11 protein-coding genes are annotated in these 17,270 nt (G+C 45.0%); 8 read left to right on the top strand and 3 right to left on the bottom strand.

All coding sequences use genetic code 11. The features are described from left to right. Positions 1-137 precede the first annotated feature (137 nt). From fdhD to Xsze_RS04150, 4 genes are all read left to right on the top strand, one after another. The gene (fdhD, locus tag Xsze_RS04165) at positions 138-992 is read left to right on the top strand and encodes a formate dehydrogenase accessory sulfurtransferase FdhD (protein ID WP_038239812.1); all 855 of its coding nucleotides are present in this window, start codon (positions 138-140) and stop codon (positions 990-992) included. A gap of 294 nt (positions 993-1,286) precedes the next feature. Further along, positions 1,287-2,000, top strand: a complete 714-nt coding sequence (locus Xsze_RS04160) for a Slam-dependent surface lipoprotein (protein ID WP_038239815.1) — start codon at positions 1,287-1,289, stop codon at positions 1,998-2,000. A 146-nt stretch (positions 2,001-2,146) separates the two neighbouring features. Beyond that, on the top strand, positions 2,147-3,682 hold the full coding sequence (locus Xsze_RS04155) for a surface lipoprotein assembly modifier (protein WP_038240085.1): 1,536 nt from the start codon (positions 2,147-2,149) through the stop codon (positions 3,680-3,682). 139 nt (positions 3,683-3,821) lie between these two features. Next, positions 3,822-5,006: an MFS transporter gene (locus Xsze_RS04150; RefSeq protein ID WP_038239819.1), complete on the top strand. Its 1,185-nt coding sequence runs from the start codon at positions 3,822-3,824 to the stop codon at positions 5,004-5,006. 40 nt (positions 5,007-5,046) lie between these two features. Here Xsze_RS04150 and Xsze_RS04145 read toward each other — a convergent pair whose 3' ends face one another. Next, complete coding sequence (locus Xsze_RS04145; RefSeq protein ID WP_038239822.1) at positions 5,047-5,811, bottom strand: GNAT family N-acetyltransferase; 765 nt, start codon at positions 5,809-5,811, stop codon at positions 5,047-5,049. A 528-nt stretch (positions 5,812-6,339) separates the two neighbouring features. Between Xsze_RS04145 and Xsze_RS04140 the strand changes: the two genes are divergently transcribed. From Xsze_RS04140 to tolA, 4 genes are all read left to right on the top strand, one after another. Further along, on the top strand, positions 6,340-7,080 hold the full coding sequence (locus Xsze_RS04140; protein ID WP_038239824.1) for a Slam-dependent surface lipoprotein: 741 nt from the start codon (positions 6,340-6,342) through the stop codon (positions 7,078-7,080). Between the two features lie 90 nt (positions 7,081-7,170). Further along, positions 7,171-8,637 (top strand): surface lipoprotein assembly modifier, encoded by a 1,467-nt coding sequence (locus Xsze_RS04135; RefSeq protein ID WP_038239826.1) that lies wholly within the window; start codon positions 7,171-7,173, stop codon positions 8,635-8,637. Positions 8,638-8,696: 59 nt separating this feature from the next. Beyond that, complete coding sequence (locus tag Xsze_RS04130; RefSeq protein WP_038239829.1) at positions 8,697-11,663, top strand: TonB-dependent receptor domain-containing protein; 2,967 nt, start codon at positions 8,697-8,699, stop codon at positions 11,661-11,663. 17 nt (positions 11,664-11,680) lie between these two features. After that, positions 11,681-12,517, top strand: coding sequence for a cell envelope integrity protein TolA (gene tolA, locus Xsze_RS04125; RefSeq protein ID WP_038239831.1), 837 nt, complete (start codon positions 11,681-11,683; stop codon positions 12,515-12,517). A 37-nt stretch (positions 12,518-12,554) separates the two neighbouring features. On the opposite strand, the gene Xsze_RS04120 is transcribed toward tolA, so the two are convergent. Together Xsze_RS04120 and Xsze_RS04115 are read right to left on the bottom strand one after the other, a co-directional pair. Continuing rightward, positions 12,555-13,985 (bottom strand): DUF3999 family protein, encoded by a 1,431-nt coding sequence (locus Xsze_RS04120; RefSeq protein ID WP_038239833.1) that lies wholly within the window; start codon positions 13,983-13,985, stop codon positions 12,555-12,557. Further along, the gene (locus tag Xsze_RS04115; protein ID WP_244431830.1) at positions 13,982-16,939 is read right to left on the bottom strand and encodes a DUF2339 domain-containing protein; all 2,958 of its coding nucleotides are present in this window, start codon (positions 16,937-16,939) and stop codon (positions 13,982-13,984) included. Before Xsze_RS04115 ends, Xsze_RS04120 begins: the two co-directional genes overlap by 4 nt. Positions 16,940-17,270: the final 331 nt, after the last annotated feature.

Below are 17,270 nucleotides of genomic sequence, written 5' to 3'. Positions count from 1 at the left end.
ACTCACATTGCTCATTCAAACACTTTCTGACGACAAGATCGTCGGTGTATTTGCTTTTTTATTAATTCGTGTGATCAGGTTAATAACCTGATAAGGTTTGCCGGTATTATGAATTAATCTGCTGGAGAATTCATCTAATGGATAATGCAAGGTCAGGAAATCAATTAGCCATTGAGGGTATCTGCGGCGCTTTTCACGTCAATGTAAAACATAAAAATAACCTCAACAGCCCCAAGCCGGACTGGGTCGCGGAAGAAGTTCCTATCGCATTGGTCTATAACGGCATTTCACACGTTGTGATGATGGGCACACCTAAGGAGCTGGAGTATTTTGCCATCGGTTTTTCATTATCAGAAGGGATTATTTCTTCTCCTCAGGAAATTCGTGGGATTGATGCCATAACCAGCTGCCACGGGGGAATTGAGCTGCATATCGAACTTTCCAGCCGCCGTTTTGCGGGATTAAAAGAACGCCGGCGCAATATGGCAGGCAGAACAGGCTGTGGGATCTGCGGCACTGAACAACTGACTGAGGTTTTCCGCCCAATTAAACCATTACCTTTCACCCAAACATTTTCACTCGATTATCTTGATGCCGCACTTGCCCAATTGTCGCATATCCAAGAAATCGGGGCGCTGACTGGCTGTACCCATGCGGCAGGATGGATAAGTTCAGAAGGAAAGTTTTTGGGGGGTTGTGAAGATATTGGCCGTCATGTTGCTTTGGATAAGTTGTTGGGAATTCGGGCCTCAATGCAGAAAGAAGTGGGCTGGCAACAAGGTGCCGCCTTGGTTTCCAGTCGTGCCAGCTATGAAATGGTCCAAAAATCAGCCAGCTGTGGGGTGGAAATCTTGTTTGCTGTTTCTGCCGCAACCTCACTCGCCATTGAAGTCGCACAAAAATGTAATCTGACACTGGTCGGGTTTTGCAAACAGGGAAGAGCGACAATTTATACCCATCCGCAACGATTGATTGAGACAATAATCACTTAAACTTTAATTCCCTTTTGCCACCTTCCGCATAAAAACCACATATATTCAAAAAGATATGGTTTGGTTACCTCAATTTCCTTATTAACAAATAGTAAACAATTTTATTACTTCTGGTTTACATGATTTTTTGTTCAATGTATTTTTTATGCGTGTTTCGCTTAGCACTTAGGGTTTCGCTCAGCACTTAAGTTGTTAGCTTAGAAGGTTCAGGACGCTTTTATATAACCAATAAGCTTCAAAATACACGGGTATAAAGAACAAAAAAATACCCTTTAATACTCAGTGAGGCTGCTAATGAAAAAGATCAATATATTCATCGCTACATTAGGTGTTTTTGGATTGATTGCACAGGCTCAGGCAAAAGTCGGCTGGGGGATCAGTCAAACAGAAACCAATCCCCATCTCTTGATTGGAGAGAATAAAGGGGAACCTGCCATTGGTATCTCTCTTCCTCTGTTCGGAAACCAGCTTTATACGGCTTCTGAATTAAAAGATTTGGCCACTCGTGATAATAATGGCATCTATCGTTACAAACTGGAGGATGTTGTTTTGGTCGAGAACCAATATATCGATGTGGGTCAGGTTCCCAACGAGGAAATCTACTTTGGGGAATGGGCACAGAAAACACCCGATAAATCGGATATCACCCATACTGTCTTTTATGTCGGCAAAGATGTTACGACCAATATGCCAAAAGGTGGCACGGCTATTTATACGATAAAAGGACTCAATAAATATAACGGTAACAACCTCCTTGACGGTACGTTTACCGCGAACTTTGATAAAAACAAAATCAACGGTTCATTGAGCAACGATACATTGAAGATAAATATCAATGCCGATATCAATGATGATGCTGGTTTTGCAGGCGAAGCCACGGCCAATGAGAGTATACACGGGAAAACTGATGGAAAATTTTACGGCGACTCTGCTTCTGCTCTGGCTGGGTATGCCAAATTTGAGAGTGATAGATCCAAAGATACCGCATTCGGTGGTTCTAAACAGTAACACCTGATTTTTCCCAGAAAACAGTGCCATTCTTGGTGCTGTTTTCTTCCTTGTCAATTTCATGTTTTTTGCTCTGCTCCCTGTTTCTTGCCGTCAGATCCTGACGGATTGTCAATCATGGGGCTGTGTTAATGGATTTTGCTGCTATGACTTGCAAGAAAAAGACCGCTGTTTCTACATTATTGTTCATGGCATCACTGGCCTTATTTCACTCTCCGGCAGCCTATTCCCATCAAGATGGTAGTCATGAAGCGTTTACAAGTGAAGAAAGTACCCATTGGATCTGGAAAGAAATACGGCACAATCAACAGCAAAACCAACAAAAACATGAAGCGGGCCTGAGTATACCGGCTGTTGTTTCGACGGAAGAGGATGAATCAAAAGAGGGTAAATCGTCGGGCACAGGTCATGGGCAACCCTTTGAGATTGAAAATAATCCTGAAAACCTGGCGAAGGCACTGTATTTTGCTATTAACTATCAACGCTGGTCAGAAGTTAAACGCTTGCTGGCGGTTTATCAGAAAATACCTGAGAGCAATCCGTTACTCGTCGATTTTGCTCAGGGCGGGCTGGCCCGCATCGAAGGAAAGTTGGCACTTTCTGCCGCTCATTATCAAAAGATACTGAGTCAACAACCTAATTCAACACGCATAAAGCTGGAACTGGCCCGTGTCTATTTTGAAGATTACAACAATCGGGAAGCTGAAAAATTATTTAGTGAATTAAGAGAACAGCATCAGTTACCGAAAATAGTTCTGGAGAATATTGACCGTTACCTCCACGCAATTCCCCTGAGAAGCCGTTGGCACAGTTCATTTTCCATCAGTTCTGTCTATGATGATAATTTAAATATGACGCCAAATCAGGAAGCCCAATGTCTGCTTATTCTGGAAGGACATTGCCTCATGCAACGAAAATTACCCAAAATCATCAAAGAGTGGGGGAGTACATATACTGCGACATTGAGCCGGCGCTATTCATTTGCTGGTCATCACGGTGTTTTTGGCCGTGCCCTGATTTACGGGGAAAATTACCCACACTATCATGACGCAAATGAAAACATATTCTTGCTGGTCAATGGCTACAATTATAAAAACAGGACTCATGACTTATCCTTTGGTCCCTTGTTTGAATATAAACAGAGTGCAGGAAAGACGGAATATTACGCGCTCGGCGCTAAACTCGAGTGGCAATGGGCAATGACTGCCCAGACTGGCCTGAATGTGGAAATATCAAATAAGCGGCTGAATTATCAGCAAAATGACAGTGTTAAAAATGGCTCACTTTCCTCATCCTATTTCAGCTTATCCCACTTCATCAACGACAAAGTTATTCTGTTTGGCGGGGGGCAATGGAGCTATCAGGACAGCCAGCGCCCCTCATCCCGTTATCAGCAATGGGGGATAACTGCCGGGATTGCAGGACAAATTTACTCTGGCATTAATGGCTCGTTGGTTGCCACACTAAGGCAGCTGCGTTTTGCAGCCTACAACGCCGTATTGGAGGCCAGACGCCAAGATAATGAGCAAATTTATACAGCGTCCATTAAATTTCCAAAAGCCAAGATCGTGGGCATGACCCCCTCTTTAATTTTCCGGCATCGACATAATCGCAGTAATGTGGACTGGCTTTACAGCTATGATAAAAACCAAGTGCAAATACAACTGGAGAAATATTTTTAACCTATATTCGCTGTGACATTACGCCCACAATTCAAAAAAGTATGGTGAAAATGGAATTAATGGGAGTGCTTGTTACCAAAGAATATATCAATATCTGGCTTAATCATATAATCGAATAAATAGCAGGTAAAAAGATAAAATGACAGCCAGTGTTAATAAATTATACATGGTGTCTATCATATTGGGGGCATCTCTCGTAGGGTTGGCCATGGGATATACACTCCCAATGGTCAGTTTAAAGCTGGCTGGGCAACAGTACACATCAACACTTCTGGGTATAATGTCAGCGCTGCCGGCGGTGGGAATGCTCATTTCTTCCATGGTGATCCCAGCAATTAGCCGTTTATTTAGCTTAAACAAATTACTGAGCTTTAACTTATTATTACTTACAGCTTCTACTTTCTTTTCTACTTATTTCAATCAAGCTCATTACCTCGCGCTTCCCCGGTTTTTGATGGGGTTTGCCTGTGGTGTCATTGTTGTTATCGGTGAATCCTGGGTCAGTGCCAATACCACCGATAAATACAAAGGTACACTGATGGGACTGTATGCTTCAGCGTTCACAGGATGTCAATTGCTCGGGCCATTGCTGATTTCTCTCTTTGGCATAACATCATTCATTCCAGCAACATTGCTGGCTATACCTGCCCTTTGTTGCATTGTTCTGATACTGGCAAACCCTTCTGCCTCCCTATCATCACAGGCAGAAGAAGGAAAAGGCGGGTTTCCTGTATTTCCGCTCATCATGTCTGCCCCTTGCCTAATCATTGGCGTCATTTGTTTCTCCTCTTTTGATGCCGTCGCACTTTCTATGTTCCCTTTGTACGGGCTATCGCTGGGGATACCTGAAACGATTACGATTACGCTAATAACTTTAATTTTCTTAGGGGATGCGATTTTTCAGGTTCCTATTGGATGGCTGGCAGATAAAACGGATTTGAAACGAATGCATATTATTTGCGGCATTGTTTTCACTCTTTCCCTATTGGCATTGCCCTTTACAGTGAATTCTATTTTCTTATGGATTGATGTCATTATCATGGGGGCTTGCGGAGGCGGAATTTACACGTTATCTCTGGTGAGAGCAGGAAAAAAATATTCAGGACAAATGCTGATTGCGATAAATTCTTTATTTGGCATTGTCTGGGGAATAGGTAGCCTTACCGGGCCATTGGTCACAGGTATCGCAATGGATCTCTTTGACGAAAAAGGATTTATTATCACGCTTTCTTTTGTTGGGCTATTGTTTATTCTTTCACACTGGTTTCCCGGCAAGCCGATATCCGATGGGCGTCAGGTTGCAGCCAACAGAACGACAACGTGAAAGCGGGAGAATTTATTGTTGATACAGAATATTTAGTCGATTAATCAAGGCGATGAAACATCCACAGGTTGGGTTCAATGTAATAGGCCATCTGTTTCTCGGTATCGACCACCAACGGCACCAACCCATCCGGAATAATATACTCTCCGCTTTGTGGAAACGTCATGCCGGTCCACGCCTGCCATTGTTCTACCGAACCATAGATATCCATGGAGCGGAGGGCTGGCCTGATAATCTTTGCGCCTAAACGCCAATGTGTGCGGACCCACGGATCAAACGGTTCGCCTTTGTCATTTTTCCACCCACAATACTCTGCAAAATTTTGCAAAGGATACCGGCTTTTCAGACTTGGCCTGACAGGGACGACCAACCCTTCCAATCCCTCATCCCGGGCGGTTTGCTTGACGCTATTGATTAATAAGGCCGGGATGTTTTTACCCCGGAAATCAGGGGCAACTGTGACTCCCAACGCAGATACCATATTGGCTTTTTTCTTTCCTTTTGCTTCCCCCCCAATGCGCAATACCGCATCCCAACCTTCATCCGGCAGTTGATCTAATGGCTTATTTTCCCAAGGAAAAGGAATTGAAGTCATCAGGCCAATCAGCCGTTCTTCGTGCCCTTGTTGCAGAATGGCAAACTTCTGGAAATGGCTGAAACCGGGTTCATATAATTTATGCCAATATTCTTCAGCTACTGCATCGTTATCCATAAATATCGGCCAATTAGTTTCAACAAGACGACTAATTTCTTCATTTAAATCTGTTCTTTCTTTGGCAGATTGAATAATGATTTTTGCTTCCATGATGAATTTCCTATAAAAAAAGCAAGCCGAAATTATATTTTTATATTAATCGTCATAATTATAAGCATTTATTTATTATCCGGAATAAACGTATTTTTTATATTCATCTTTTCCCATGATAACCAATTATTTCATACAATGAAAAATAAATTATTATTAAGCATTGATGAGGGTGATTTTAATTTAAAATATCGTTATTTCTTTCATTGAAATAATTGATTTCATTGATAACTATTTTTATCCAAATAATATTATTGTTTACATAAAAACAGAGTGTGATTAAATCAACTTACGTCACATTTTTGATAAAAAAATTGAACATGGCAATATTCCAAAAATAAAATAAAAACAAATATATTCAAAAGGTTAAAAAAATACCCTGACTCAAATCCCCTTTCTGAAATAATTGAATGGTAATAATTATCATTTACATTATCATATTAACGGTGTACGTTTTTCCCGCGCAATAAATCAGGCCATTTTTAAGATTGGGTAACGAGGGGCCCCCCTTTCCAAACGAGGGTAATAATGAAAAAGTTCAACGTATTAATCGCTACTTTAAGTGCATTGGGATTTATGGCACAAGCTCACGCCGCCGTAGGATTTGGTCAGAGCCAGCAATACACAACACCTCACATTGAAGTCGGCCCGACTTTACCGGGTGCAAACCCTCACGGAGGGCAACAGATTGAACCCGGCATCGGTGTCAGTTCCGTTTATAACGGCAAGATAGTTGGCTTTGCCGGCCTGACTCGCATGGCACCGGCTGACAGCAACGGTATTCATAATATTTCCATGGCAGGGAAACCTGGCTCTCATGGCGGTATGGGCGTATTCAATTTCAGTAAAGTGGCCAGTGACGATGTTTATTTTGGTGAGTGGTCAGAGACCGGAAAAGCCTCGGATAACACCCATACGGTTTATTACGCAGGAAAAGACATTACGACCAATATTCCGACGGATGGCACCGCAACCTATACCGTGACAGGGATTAACAAATACAGTGGCGATAATGCGTTATCCGGTACATTTATTGCCGATTTTGGTGATAAGACCTTAATAGGCTCAATGGAGAATACCGTCATGGCTATTGATGTTGCTGCCAATATTGGTGCTGATGCCAAATTTGAAGGAACCGCCATGACGGGTGATTTGATTGGTGAAACCACGGGACACTTCTTTGGCGATGGTGCATCCAGCTTGGCCGGATATGCCACATTTGAAGATGATAGCAGCAAAAATACCGCTTTCGGTGGCTCGAAACAGTAATTACTGACTTTTCAGAGAACAGTACTCTTTGAGCGCTGTTTTCTGTTTTTGTCGTCAATCATAACGTGAACTTTGTGATCCGATTTATCGATGCCTGACAATAAAACAAGACCAACATTATCCGCGGCACTTGCTGTGCTATGTCTTTCCCTGACGGCTCATGCCGATGAAGATATTTCACGGAAAATCTGGCAGGAAGCACAACATAACCAGCAGGAAAATGAAAACAATCTGGTCACGCCAGACCCTGTTTTTATCGAAGATGACGCTTCATTGATTGTGATTGATGGGCAACCGTTTAAGGTAGAAAATAATCTGAGCGATATGGGACAAGCACTTTACCTTGCCACTAACCATCGGCAGTGGCCGGATGTCAGGCGTTTTCTCGCTGCTTACCAAAAATTATCCGGGCATGATGAGATGTTGCTTCATTTTGCCCAAGGCGGATTGGCCCGTTTTGAAGAAAATTTTGATCTTGCCGCCTATCACTATCAGCAGATTTTAAACCAACAACCTGATTTCACCCGCATCAAACTGGAGCTGGCCCGCGTTTATTTTGAGGATCATAAGACTCGGGAAGCCAGACAGCTGTTTTCTGTGTTGAGTGAACAAAGTCAACTACCGGAAACCGTCTTAAAAAATATCAACAGCTATCTGGAAGCTATAGCGCTGAGAAACAGTTGGCGCGGCTCTTTCTCTGCGGGTTATGGCTATAACGATAATGTGAATATGTCTTCTGATAGTGGCGCAATCCGGTATTGCGGCGAAAAAAGCTGTGTATTGGTTCAAGTACCAAAAGCCGTTAAAGCGTGGGGTTTGTCTTATGACGCCATCCTGAACCGCCGTTATCAGTTTGTCGGCCATCACGGCATTTTTGGCCGTGGTCTGATGTATGGGGAAAATTACCGGCATTACCATGACGGGGATGAAAATACGCTGTTGCTGGTCGGGGGATATAACTATAAAAGCAGGCATCACGATGTTTCTTTGGGTCCCTTGTTTGAATATAAGCAACTTGCAGGTGATATTTTTTATCGTGCAAACGGTGCCAAAACAGAATGGCGATGGGCTTTGACCTCCCAAACAGCCTTCAATGCAGAAATTGAACATAAACGACTGCGCCATCAACAACAACTTCAGCGGAAAGACGGCACACTTTCATCAACTTACTTTACTTTATCCCATGCCCTTAATCGCGACATGGTTCTGTTTGGCGGCGGGGATTGGCTCTATCGCAGCAATGATAAATACGACATGGACAGCTACCGGCAATGGGGAGCTCGGGCAGGTATTGCCGGGCAACTCTACCCCGGGATCACCGGATCACTGTTTGCCACGGTGAAGAAACGGCAATTTGATGCCAAACACCCCATGCTGAACATCCTCCGTGAGGATAATGAACAAATTTATACTGCTGTCATTAAAGTGCCTGCCGCTGAAATCGGGGGCATGACCCCTTCTCTGACGTTCCGCCACCGGCGCAATCACAGCAATGTGGCTTGGCTGTACAGCTATAACAAAAACGAAGTGCTGTTCAGGCTGGAAAAGTATTTTTAATCAATTGGTTATTTTTAATTTGCGTGATGATAATCGATAAATAGAGGCAAGGGACATCAATGGCATTCCAAGTTAAAACACAGCTCACTCCGATCACAATGGCGTTATCTTTGGCCTTGTCACTAACCACACCGCCCTTGTTTGCTGAATCAGCATCTTCCGGCAAAAAAACAGACTTGGGTAAAATCAGTGTCACAGACACCACTGACAAAGATGCCGCAGGTTATGATGCCGTTTATGATAAAGATATTTCTAATATTTATATTGGCAAAGATCAGATAGAGCGCTACAAGGGAACATCTCCCGCTGATTTACTGAAAGGTGCCGTGGGCGTCTACAGTGGAGATGCACGTAATAGCGGGGCCTTGGATATCAATATCCGCGGTGTTCAGGGGCAAGGGCGAATTCCCGTTACGATTGATGGCACAGAACAGGCGATTACTGTAGGTCGCGGTTACAATGGCGCCAATAACCGCAATTATATTGACCCAAACTTAATCAGCAACATTGAAATCGAAAAAGGCCCTTCCCTCAGCCGTGACATCAAAGGCTCTGTCGGTGGTGCTGTTTCCATCAAAACACTATCCATTGACGATATCGTTCCGAAAGGGGAAACCTTCGGTATCAATACCAAACTGGAAACCAGCAGTAATTCAGTCAGGGAGCGGGAGCCTTCCCTGCAATTGGGGCAAGACTACCGTGATATCCCCAATTTTACCAAAGGAAATATCGATAATGACCCGGCTTTAAAGGTGACTCCTCACTCATCAAAAGACAATAAACTGTTTGGTTTTAAAGATAATGCCTTCCGCATTGCAGTGGGAACGCGTCAGGAATATTTCGACCTCATGCTGGCTTATGCCTATCGCCGTCAGGGTAACTATTTTGCCGGTAAAGGTGGCGCACATCGGTATGATGAACCCATTACAAAAGCTGACAGGGAACTGCTGGAAAAAGCCAGAACGACATTAGATCCCTATGTGCCGTTTGCCGCCAAAATCTATCGTCCCGGTAATGAAGTCCCTAATACCTCCAGTGAAATGCGCTCCGTGTTAATCAAAAACAGTTGGCGTTTCAACGACGATCAGGCTTTACTGCTGGGCCTTCGCGATACCCGCATGGAGTTTGGCGATATTATGCCCTCACGCTTGGGGAAGGTTGAGCCGGCAGAAAATAAGGTTCCTCAATGGCCGCTGGCTCATGTCCACCAACAAGCCGCTAATCTGAGCTATAAGTGGCAGCCTGCCCATAATCCTTATGTTGATTTCGACCTGAATCTGTGGACAACCCGTACCACCAGCAATACCAATACAGCAGGAGGGTATCCCCGAAGCCCTGAGGAGAAAGATTGGGACTGGGAAAGCGGAAAAGCACCCAGAAACAATAACATTAATGGCATTTTGATTGATTCTGCTACCACGCATACCCAAAACAATCGTTGGGGGCTCGATCTCTCCAATAAATTTACCCTGCACCCGAGCCTAGACCTGACCCTGATAGGTAATTTCCAACGGGAACGGCTTGATTCTGATGATGATTACAATCGCAAAGGCATGTACTTTTTCCAGTCCCCAGCCCGGAAAGGACAGCGTCAGGAAATTAATCTTGCCTTTAACTTTGATTGGCGCCCCACTTCATGGCTGGCATTGGGGGCGGGAGCAAAACGTGTTTCTTACTGGTCCCAGGATGATTTGCTCAATGAACGACGTGCAGCAAGAGATTCAAGCTACGCAAAAACGGCGGATATCACCGAGCATCAGATGAATTACTTTCGAACGCTGACTGAGAACGAAGCCGATTCCATACGGAAAAAACAGGAATTTAGAAACTCACACAAAATTTCTAAAATGAGCCCGACAGAATTAAGAGCCTACCTTGCAAAACTCAAGGAATTCCCGGACATCAGGACAGAAGATGCCCTTTCTCGGAGCGGTCTGAAGCGTAAAATGATAAGTGAAGAATTTACTTGGAAATACGGCTCCCGCAACGGCAAGCTCAATAAAAACGATAACCCTTATTTCAATGGTCAGTTGGATATGAATGAAAAAGTTATCGATCCAGTCAGCGGTCAGGAAGTCTATAAATATGAATACGGTACAAAAAAGCCGAACGCAAACGCTGTGCCAGACGGCCATGTCGATGACCCTTGGGAACCGGCAGCCAAGCGTAAAGATCATGCATGGGCTCCGGCATTTTCAGCGACCGCTTATGTGACGGATGATTTCCGCATCTATGCACGCTATGCCGAAGCCGTCAGAATGCCCAGTATTTTTGCCGACACCGTGGGCTTTTCAGGCTCCCAAAATCATTACGCAGGCCATCAATTTAAGCCTGAACGCGCAAAAAATACGGAAGTCGGCTTTGTCTATGATTTTAGCCGGTGGGTTGATGCAGAGCGCCATGCTGACATTAAGTTTTCTTACTACAATACCGTGATTAAAAATGTGTTCGACAGGGACGGCAGTTATTTATTCTCCCAAATGGACAAACAAAAACTTGCGGGTCTGGAGCTACAGGCGCGTTATGACAACGGCGGCTTCTTCACGGATATGGGGCTCACCTACAATCTGAAAAATAAGGTGTGCGACAATAACTCTGTGGTAAAGATGGACTCACAAAATCGCTATCACCTCTCCGAATGCATCAATGGGGGCTTCCCCGGCGGTTATCTGCGTACATCTATTCAACCTCAATATTCCGCTAACCTGACTGTCGGCGGGCGTCTGCTCAATGAAAAACTGGAGCTGGGCAGCCGGATGCTCTATCACAGCAAGGCGAAAAACAACGATGAGCAGCGGTTAATGGAATTATTGCCTGATTTGTATAAAGGCCAGTCCAATAATCCCATGCGCTGGCATCCCGTGTTGACGGTGGATGCTTATATCAGTTACCAAATTACGCCTTCCACATCCGTGGAGCTGGTCAGCACCAACCTGACCAACCGCTATTATCTTGATCCCCTGACGCGTTCGATGATGCCCGCCCCCGGAAGGACCTTCAAACTCAGTCTGACCAGTCAGTTTTAAGGAGCAAAAGGAACAATATGCGTAACCCGGCCATATCGGAAAGTTTTATCAATCATGTCCCACCCAGATCCCGGCGTGGTTTGCTGGTGGGCATTCTGGCAGCCTTGTTGCTGCATATCAGTCTGATATGGCTATTCAACCGACATACTCCTTACAAGGATACTGCTCACCATCTCAACAACAATACACCTGTCATGGGGCTGTCAATGACAATGCTTGCTTCGTCATCATGGGAATCATGGGAAAGCGAACCCGGGCTTGTTTCTCCGCCAGCCCCGCTTTTAACGGTAATTGAGTCACCGACAAAACCTAAGATTCAGTTGAATAAAGCCGTTGTCCCTGAAATCAGGAAAGAAAAACCCGCAGAGCCTGTTAAGCCCAAGAAAATAAAAAAACAGGCCGGGAAACCTCAGGAGATGAAAAATAAACCTTCCCTTCAACCGGAGTTGAAGTCAGAAGACAAGCCAAAAGACAATAATGCCGATCAGAAAACCGACGGCAATGATCAGGCTCATTCACAAGGTGCGATGAGCCATGCCTCAACCACAAAACCTTTGGTTGGACAGGGCACGAGTGAAATCGATAATTATACCGTGAGGCTGCGGCAGGAAATTGAGCGCCATAAGGTTTATCCCCGCAAGGCCAAAAGAATGAAACAACAGGGTACCGTCACCATCAACTTTACCTTGCTGGAGAATGGGGCATTGACGGCGGCCAGAGTCGTTAACTCCTCCGGCAACAGCGCCTTGGATGATGCCGCGCTTTCTGCCGTCAACCGCGCCAGTCCGGTAGGCACCAAACCGGCGGGGATGACACCAGAGATCACGCTGACACTCGATTTTACGCTAAATTAATCTGCGTTAAATATACGTAAAAGCAACCGAATAAGGGCTATGACTCCTGATTCGCCGTCATTTCTTTAATTAACTTGAATGTCACGAATGCCAGCCCGAAGACACCCGAAATCAAGATCCCCCATAACAGCCATTTTTGCCATTGAGCGGCCTTTTCCGTTGGGGATAATGCATCAAGCCGCCCTTTTCCGCCCAAAACAACGTCTGTTTGCTGTTTCGCTACCGGTAAGCCACGAACACCATTTTCGGGCATTGCGCCTTTGGGGATCAGTTCATTAATGTCCATTGCCGCCGAAGAGACGTTATTCGCTCCCCACACCAGAACATAGGGCGCATTCCCCTGAGCATTAAACACCACATCAATTTGGTTGCGTTTACCGACAACGACAGGGGTATCATTTCCCCAACTGCCACTGACCGCCCTGATGCGCAGTTCCTGAACCAATAAATTTTTCAGGGGCAGTTGATCGGACATGTTCTCCCCTTTTGTGCCATCAATATGATAAATCACGCTATTGCTCAATTGATGCCATGCGCTCTTGGGGTGGGTGCGATATTCAACATTGATGGGCAATACCGCATTGTATTGTTTGGGATAAATCAACAAATTTGACAGGACCTGCGGTTTATCAAATCGGTAAATCGCTTCAGTTTCAGATAGCCTGTCGACATTAAATGACAGATTGACAGACTCTGTCTGGGTATAGTGCGTGACCGAAACCCCTTTTGCACCATTGATGATCGGAAGTTGGGCGGGGGCGTTTTCCAGGATCAAAACCCAGTAACGGTAGCGGTGCTTGTTATTGTTTGGGATCTCAATGTGATTGAGCAGGACATGGCCGGCATCCGATTTTAATTCCATCAACGGCGCATCCTTAACTTGCCGAGTCCAGGCTTTTAAATCGTCACTGCTGTAAACCCTGGCTCTTGTTTGCCAATTATCAGGTAATGACGTCCAGTCCAAAACAATCTGATTAATGGCCTTATCGGAAGGCAGCTCGCTATTTTCATCCAGTTTCAATAAATAAGTGGAATCAAATTTATCCCCTTCTCTGTCATAAAGATTGATTTCCACCCCTTCGGGGGATTTCAGCGTAACGTAGTGATTTCCGGTAGCATAACCATCCGGCATTCCCCGTTCCTTTTGCATGGGAAATACTTGAAAAGCCACTTCTTGCCGTTCTGAACGTGACATATTCGCTTCTGTCATTGAATACGTCATGGGTTGCCCCAATTTATTGAAGATCCTGATATCCCGCAAATCAGAGTATGCCGTTTCCAGATAAACCGGTTTAGGCAATATCACTCGGTAAAAAGGGGAGTCGGATGAGGTTTCCAACTCTGCGCCTTTATAAAAATCCTGCGGCGCCAGCATGGTTTCGCTGGCATACGCTTGAAACTGATTGGCTATCCCTAATGCAGCACATAATATAAGGGTTGTTTTTCTTATGTCCTTTAACAAGTTCATGCTGTTTTTTCCTGTTTGTCTGATCTGAGAGGCGGGATCGGAGAAAAATAGCCGATAATCAGCAGCAAAACAGCGACGCCCAAAAACGCAAAGGCACGCGCCAATCCACCACCAACAGCACTGTCGACCAAAAATAATTTCACAATGACAATGCCCAGTACGCCCGCACCGGCAAACCAAACTTTACGACGCATTGTACGTGTGGCGTACAGCATACAAACTAATGCAGCAAGTGCCCAAACCACGGCAAAAATCGCCTGAATCAGACGGGATGCCCACAATGTTTCAAATCGCCATGTAATATCCGCATAATGGGACAATGCCCGCAGCAGGGCACCATTCGCCCACCACACTAAAAGCCCCAGTGTTACCCATCGTTTCAGCTGCTTGTGTTCATTGTTTGAGAAAGCACTACCCAAAAATGGAATGGCATGATGCAACCCTATGTACAGCATAAGAATGCCAAACAAACTGGCTTCTTCCAGGGGATTGACCAGTGGGAGGTAGTGCCCGCCAACAACCTGCCCATCCATATCGTTGCCATACACCAACATAACAAACATCACGAATGCCAGCGGCAATATTCCCAGCCAGTAAGTTTTTGCATGTTGCGAGAGTGGCCACCAACCATACCGCTGAACAACCCACAGCAACAGAATGACCAGTGACATGGCGTTCATGTGGATAAAGTAACCCCACTCTTCCATTCCCCAGGGAAGTTGTTGGCTTTGCCAGTAAACTTCACTGCCAATCAGGGCCAGTCCCAGCCACAACAGGAGTAAATGAGCCAGCTTCTCCATGGGGGGAGTCAGTAAAGCCCGGGCGTCACGTTTCAGGATGAAAGCAGAAATGGCGATAGCGACTAACCAGCAGATGCTCCATCTGCTGTCTGATAATAGGTTCGTGTCATACTCCCATTGAAGAAAGAAACTGAGCCAAGCTATCGGCCACAGCAACCAGACTGTTTGCCGCAATTCCGGCCACATCAGGCGTAAAGCGGCCCAACGCCAAATCAGTACGGACAGGCTAAAGATAAGCAGCAGCAACAATACCGGTTCAGAGAAAATGGAATAGCGGGAGGAAAGATGGGTAACCATTTCAAAAACCCACCAGAACCAGATAGCGATGCCTGCTCCCATCATGATAAAGCTAATTTTTTTCCATCCCGTATTTTCCAGCCGATAATGGCGCCAAAGTGCACCCGCGCAGATAAAGCAAAGAGACATTACCAGTAAGGTGAACAGCAAATCATAATGGGACCCCGCATGAAAAAACGGATAGGCGAATAACTGGGAGATTAAGCCCATGACCAGTAACGCATTCCCCGTATAGCTGAAACGGCGCTGATTTTGCAACAAACCGCACCACAGAATGCCCAGTCCTTCCAGTGACCATGCGAGCGCTGTCCATTGTGCAGATAGCGCCAATGGGATAGACAGCGTGACAAAACAGCTGCCCAGAGCCAGATATCCCATTGCAATGCGTTTGCCAGCCTGTGGGAATCGCCGGAGTGTTGCCCATGCACTGCCCAGATAAAGCAGGCCGAATCCCAATGCAGAAAATGCAGGGCCAAACTCCCACTGAATTGTCATTGCGTATTGCAGGGTAAAACCAATAACCGGCGGACCAAATAACAACGTGCCATCAACCGCCATTTTCTGTTCCGGACGGTTTTTCAACCCAAACAAGACCGTCAGCAAACTGAAAAGCACTAAGTTAATGATCAGGAAAATCTGACACGAAAGGTAATATTCTGATTGATAGCTCTGGCTGCCCCAAAAAGTACCGATACCGAATGTAAATATAAAGCCCAGCAGATTCAGTGAGCGCCAGGACTGCCAGAGGCTTATCACCAAAATGCCGCAGGAAATCAGCAAATAATAGGAAAATAGCGCGATGTGGCTACCACCGCCGGTTGACAGCAATAAAGGTGCAAGATAACCACCGATGCAGGCCAGCATCGCTAAACTCTGCGCCCGCTGCAATACCGCCAATGCAACACTGGCAGCACAGATAATCAGCATCAGGGCAAACGCAACGGTGTGGGGCAGGAGTAAATAGAGCCGGAAAGTTGCAAAAACGGTGATATAAAATCCCCCAATGGAACCGCCTTGCAACAATAGAGCATAAAGTGGCTGTTTATGGCGCAACCACCAACCGATACCCAATAACACAAGGCTGCCCAGCGCGGCAGAAGCCAAACGCAGTTCAATCGGCAGGACATTTCTCTCAACGGAATATTTGAGCAAGTAAGCAATACCAAAAAACAGTAACAAGACCCCGAGTTTTGCTACCGGATTCCCTGTTAAGAACCAGCTGATTATGCCGGAAAAAAAGGAAGGGGGTGTTTCCAGGGCTGTTGTCGAACTGCTTCTTTGTGGTAGTTGTTGTGGTGATTGTTGCGGTGATTGAGTTGGTAACGCAGAGGAAGAAGGGCTGCTTGTTGGCAATTTATTCATTTGTACATTATTCAATTGCGCATTATTCAATTGAACAATAGGCGGCTGACTTTTTTCAATTTCTGCTGGTTCAGTGTTGGTCACGGGGTTGGTTGAGATCGTTTCAATACTTTCCTTGAGTGTCGGTTGAAATCCATCAGGTACAACTTTAAACACATTGTCTGTTGTATTTATCTCAGGCTCAGATAACTCGGACTGTGTTTCCATCCTGGCTTGATCACGGCGTTCCCTATCCCATTCTTGTAGTTTGCCATTGGGCTGTAAATAAGCAGGAGGATTATTGAGACTATCAAGCGTGGAAATATCCTCAGATAATACCGCCGTCTTTTGAACAGGTGGTGAAGATGGTGATGAAGGCTCCGTATTTGAGAGTACAACCTGTTGTTTCAGTTGTGCTATTTGGTTTTTTAAATTTTTGATTTCATCTTTTGCTTCATTACCTGTCCTCAAGGCTATAAAAGCCACAATGGGGGATATGATAATGGCTACAATCATGATAGACCCTAATACAACCCATAACTCCATATAGTTTCATCCCAAAAACATTAGGTGACTTTCACAATAATAAAATAATCCGATTGTTAATTCATCAAAAAAATACAAAAAATAACAAGGTGGTGATATTGATATCATATGAAAATAATGGTGTTACCCGGAAATAAGCGGCAATAAATAGCGGTTATAGATATTGATGTAAAAATAAATAAAATTAATAAATGTTTGGAGTGAAACCCTGGAAAATTAGCTCAGGATAGCGCTAATCTGGTTCTTGTTGTAACGCGAGTTGCACCTCTTTGAGTGAAACCGGAGGCAAGGTTTTTCCTCC

This window comes from Xenorhabdus szentirmaii DSM 16338, from assembly GCF_002632585.1.
Classification (GTDB): domain Bacteria; phylum Pseudomonadota; class Gammaproteobacteria; order Enterobacterales; family Enterobacteriaceae; genus Xenorhabdus; species Xenorhabdus szentirmaii.
The sequence above is the reverse complement of the archived record's forward strand: the minus strand, read 5'-3'. Positions and strand labels throughout refer to the sequence as shown.

Bases quoted from the DNA above. Each gene is read 5' to 3' on its own strand.
- Xsze_RS04160 (WP_038239815.1), top strand. From the start codon at position 1,287: ATGAAAAAGATCAATATATTCATCGCTACATTAGGTGTTTTTGGATTG.
- Xsze_RS04145 (WP_038239822.1), bottom strand. From the start codon at position 5,811: ATGGAAGCAAAAATCATTATTCAATCTGCCAAAGAAAGAACAGATTTA.
- Xsze_RS04135 (WP_038239826.1), top strand. From the start codon at position 7,171: ATGCCTGACAATAAAACAAGACCAACATTATCCGCGGCACTTGCTGTG.
- Xsze_RS04115 (WP_244431830.1), bottom strand. From the start codon at position 16,939: ATGATTGTAGCCATTATCATATCCCCCATTGTGGCTTTTATAGCCTTG.
- Xsze_RS04130 (WP_038239829.1), top strand. From the start codon at position 8,697: ATGGCATTCCAAGTTAAAACACAGCTCACTCCGATCACAATGGCGTTA.
- fdhD (WP_038239812.1), top strand. From the start codon at position 138: ATGGATAATGCAAGGTCAGGAAATCAATTAGCCATTGAGGGTATCTGC.
- Xsze_RS04120 (WP_038239833.1), bottom strand. From the start codon at position 13,985: ATGAACTTGTTAAAGGACATAAGAAAAACAACCCTTATATTATGTGCT.
- Xsze_RS04155 (WP_038240085.1), top strand. From the start codon at position 2,147: ATGACTTGCAAGAAAAAGACCGCTGTTTCTACATTATTGTTCATGGCA.
- Xsze_RS04150 (WP_038239819.1), top strand. From the start codon at position 3,822: ATGACAGCCAGTGTTAATAAATTATACATGGTGTCTATCATATTGGGG.
- Xsze_RS04140 (WP_038239824.1), top strand. From the start codon at position 6,340: ATGAAAAAGTTCAACGTATTAATCGCTACTTTAAGTGCATTGGGATTT.
- tolA (WP_038239831.1), top strand. From the start codon at position 11,681: ATGCGTAACCCGGCCATATCGGAAAGTTTTATCAATCATGTCCCACCC.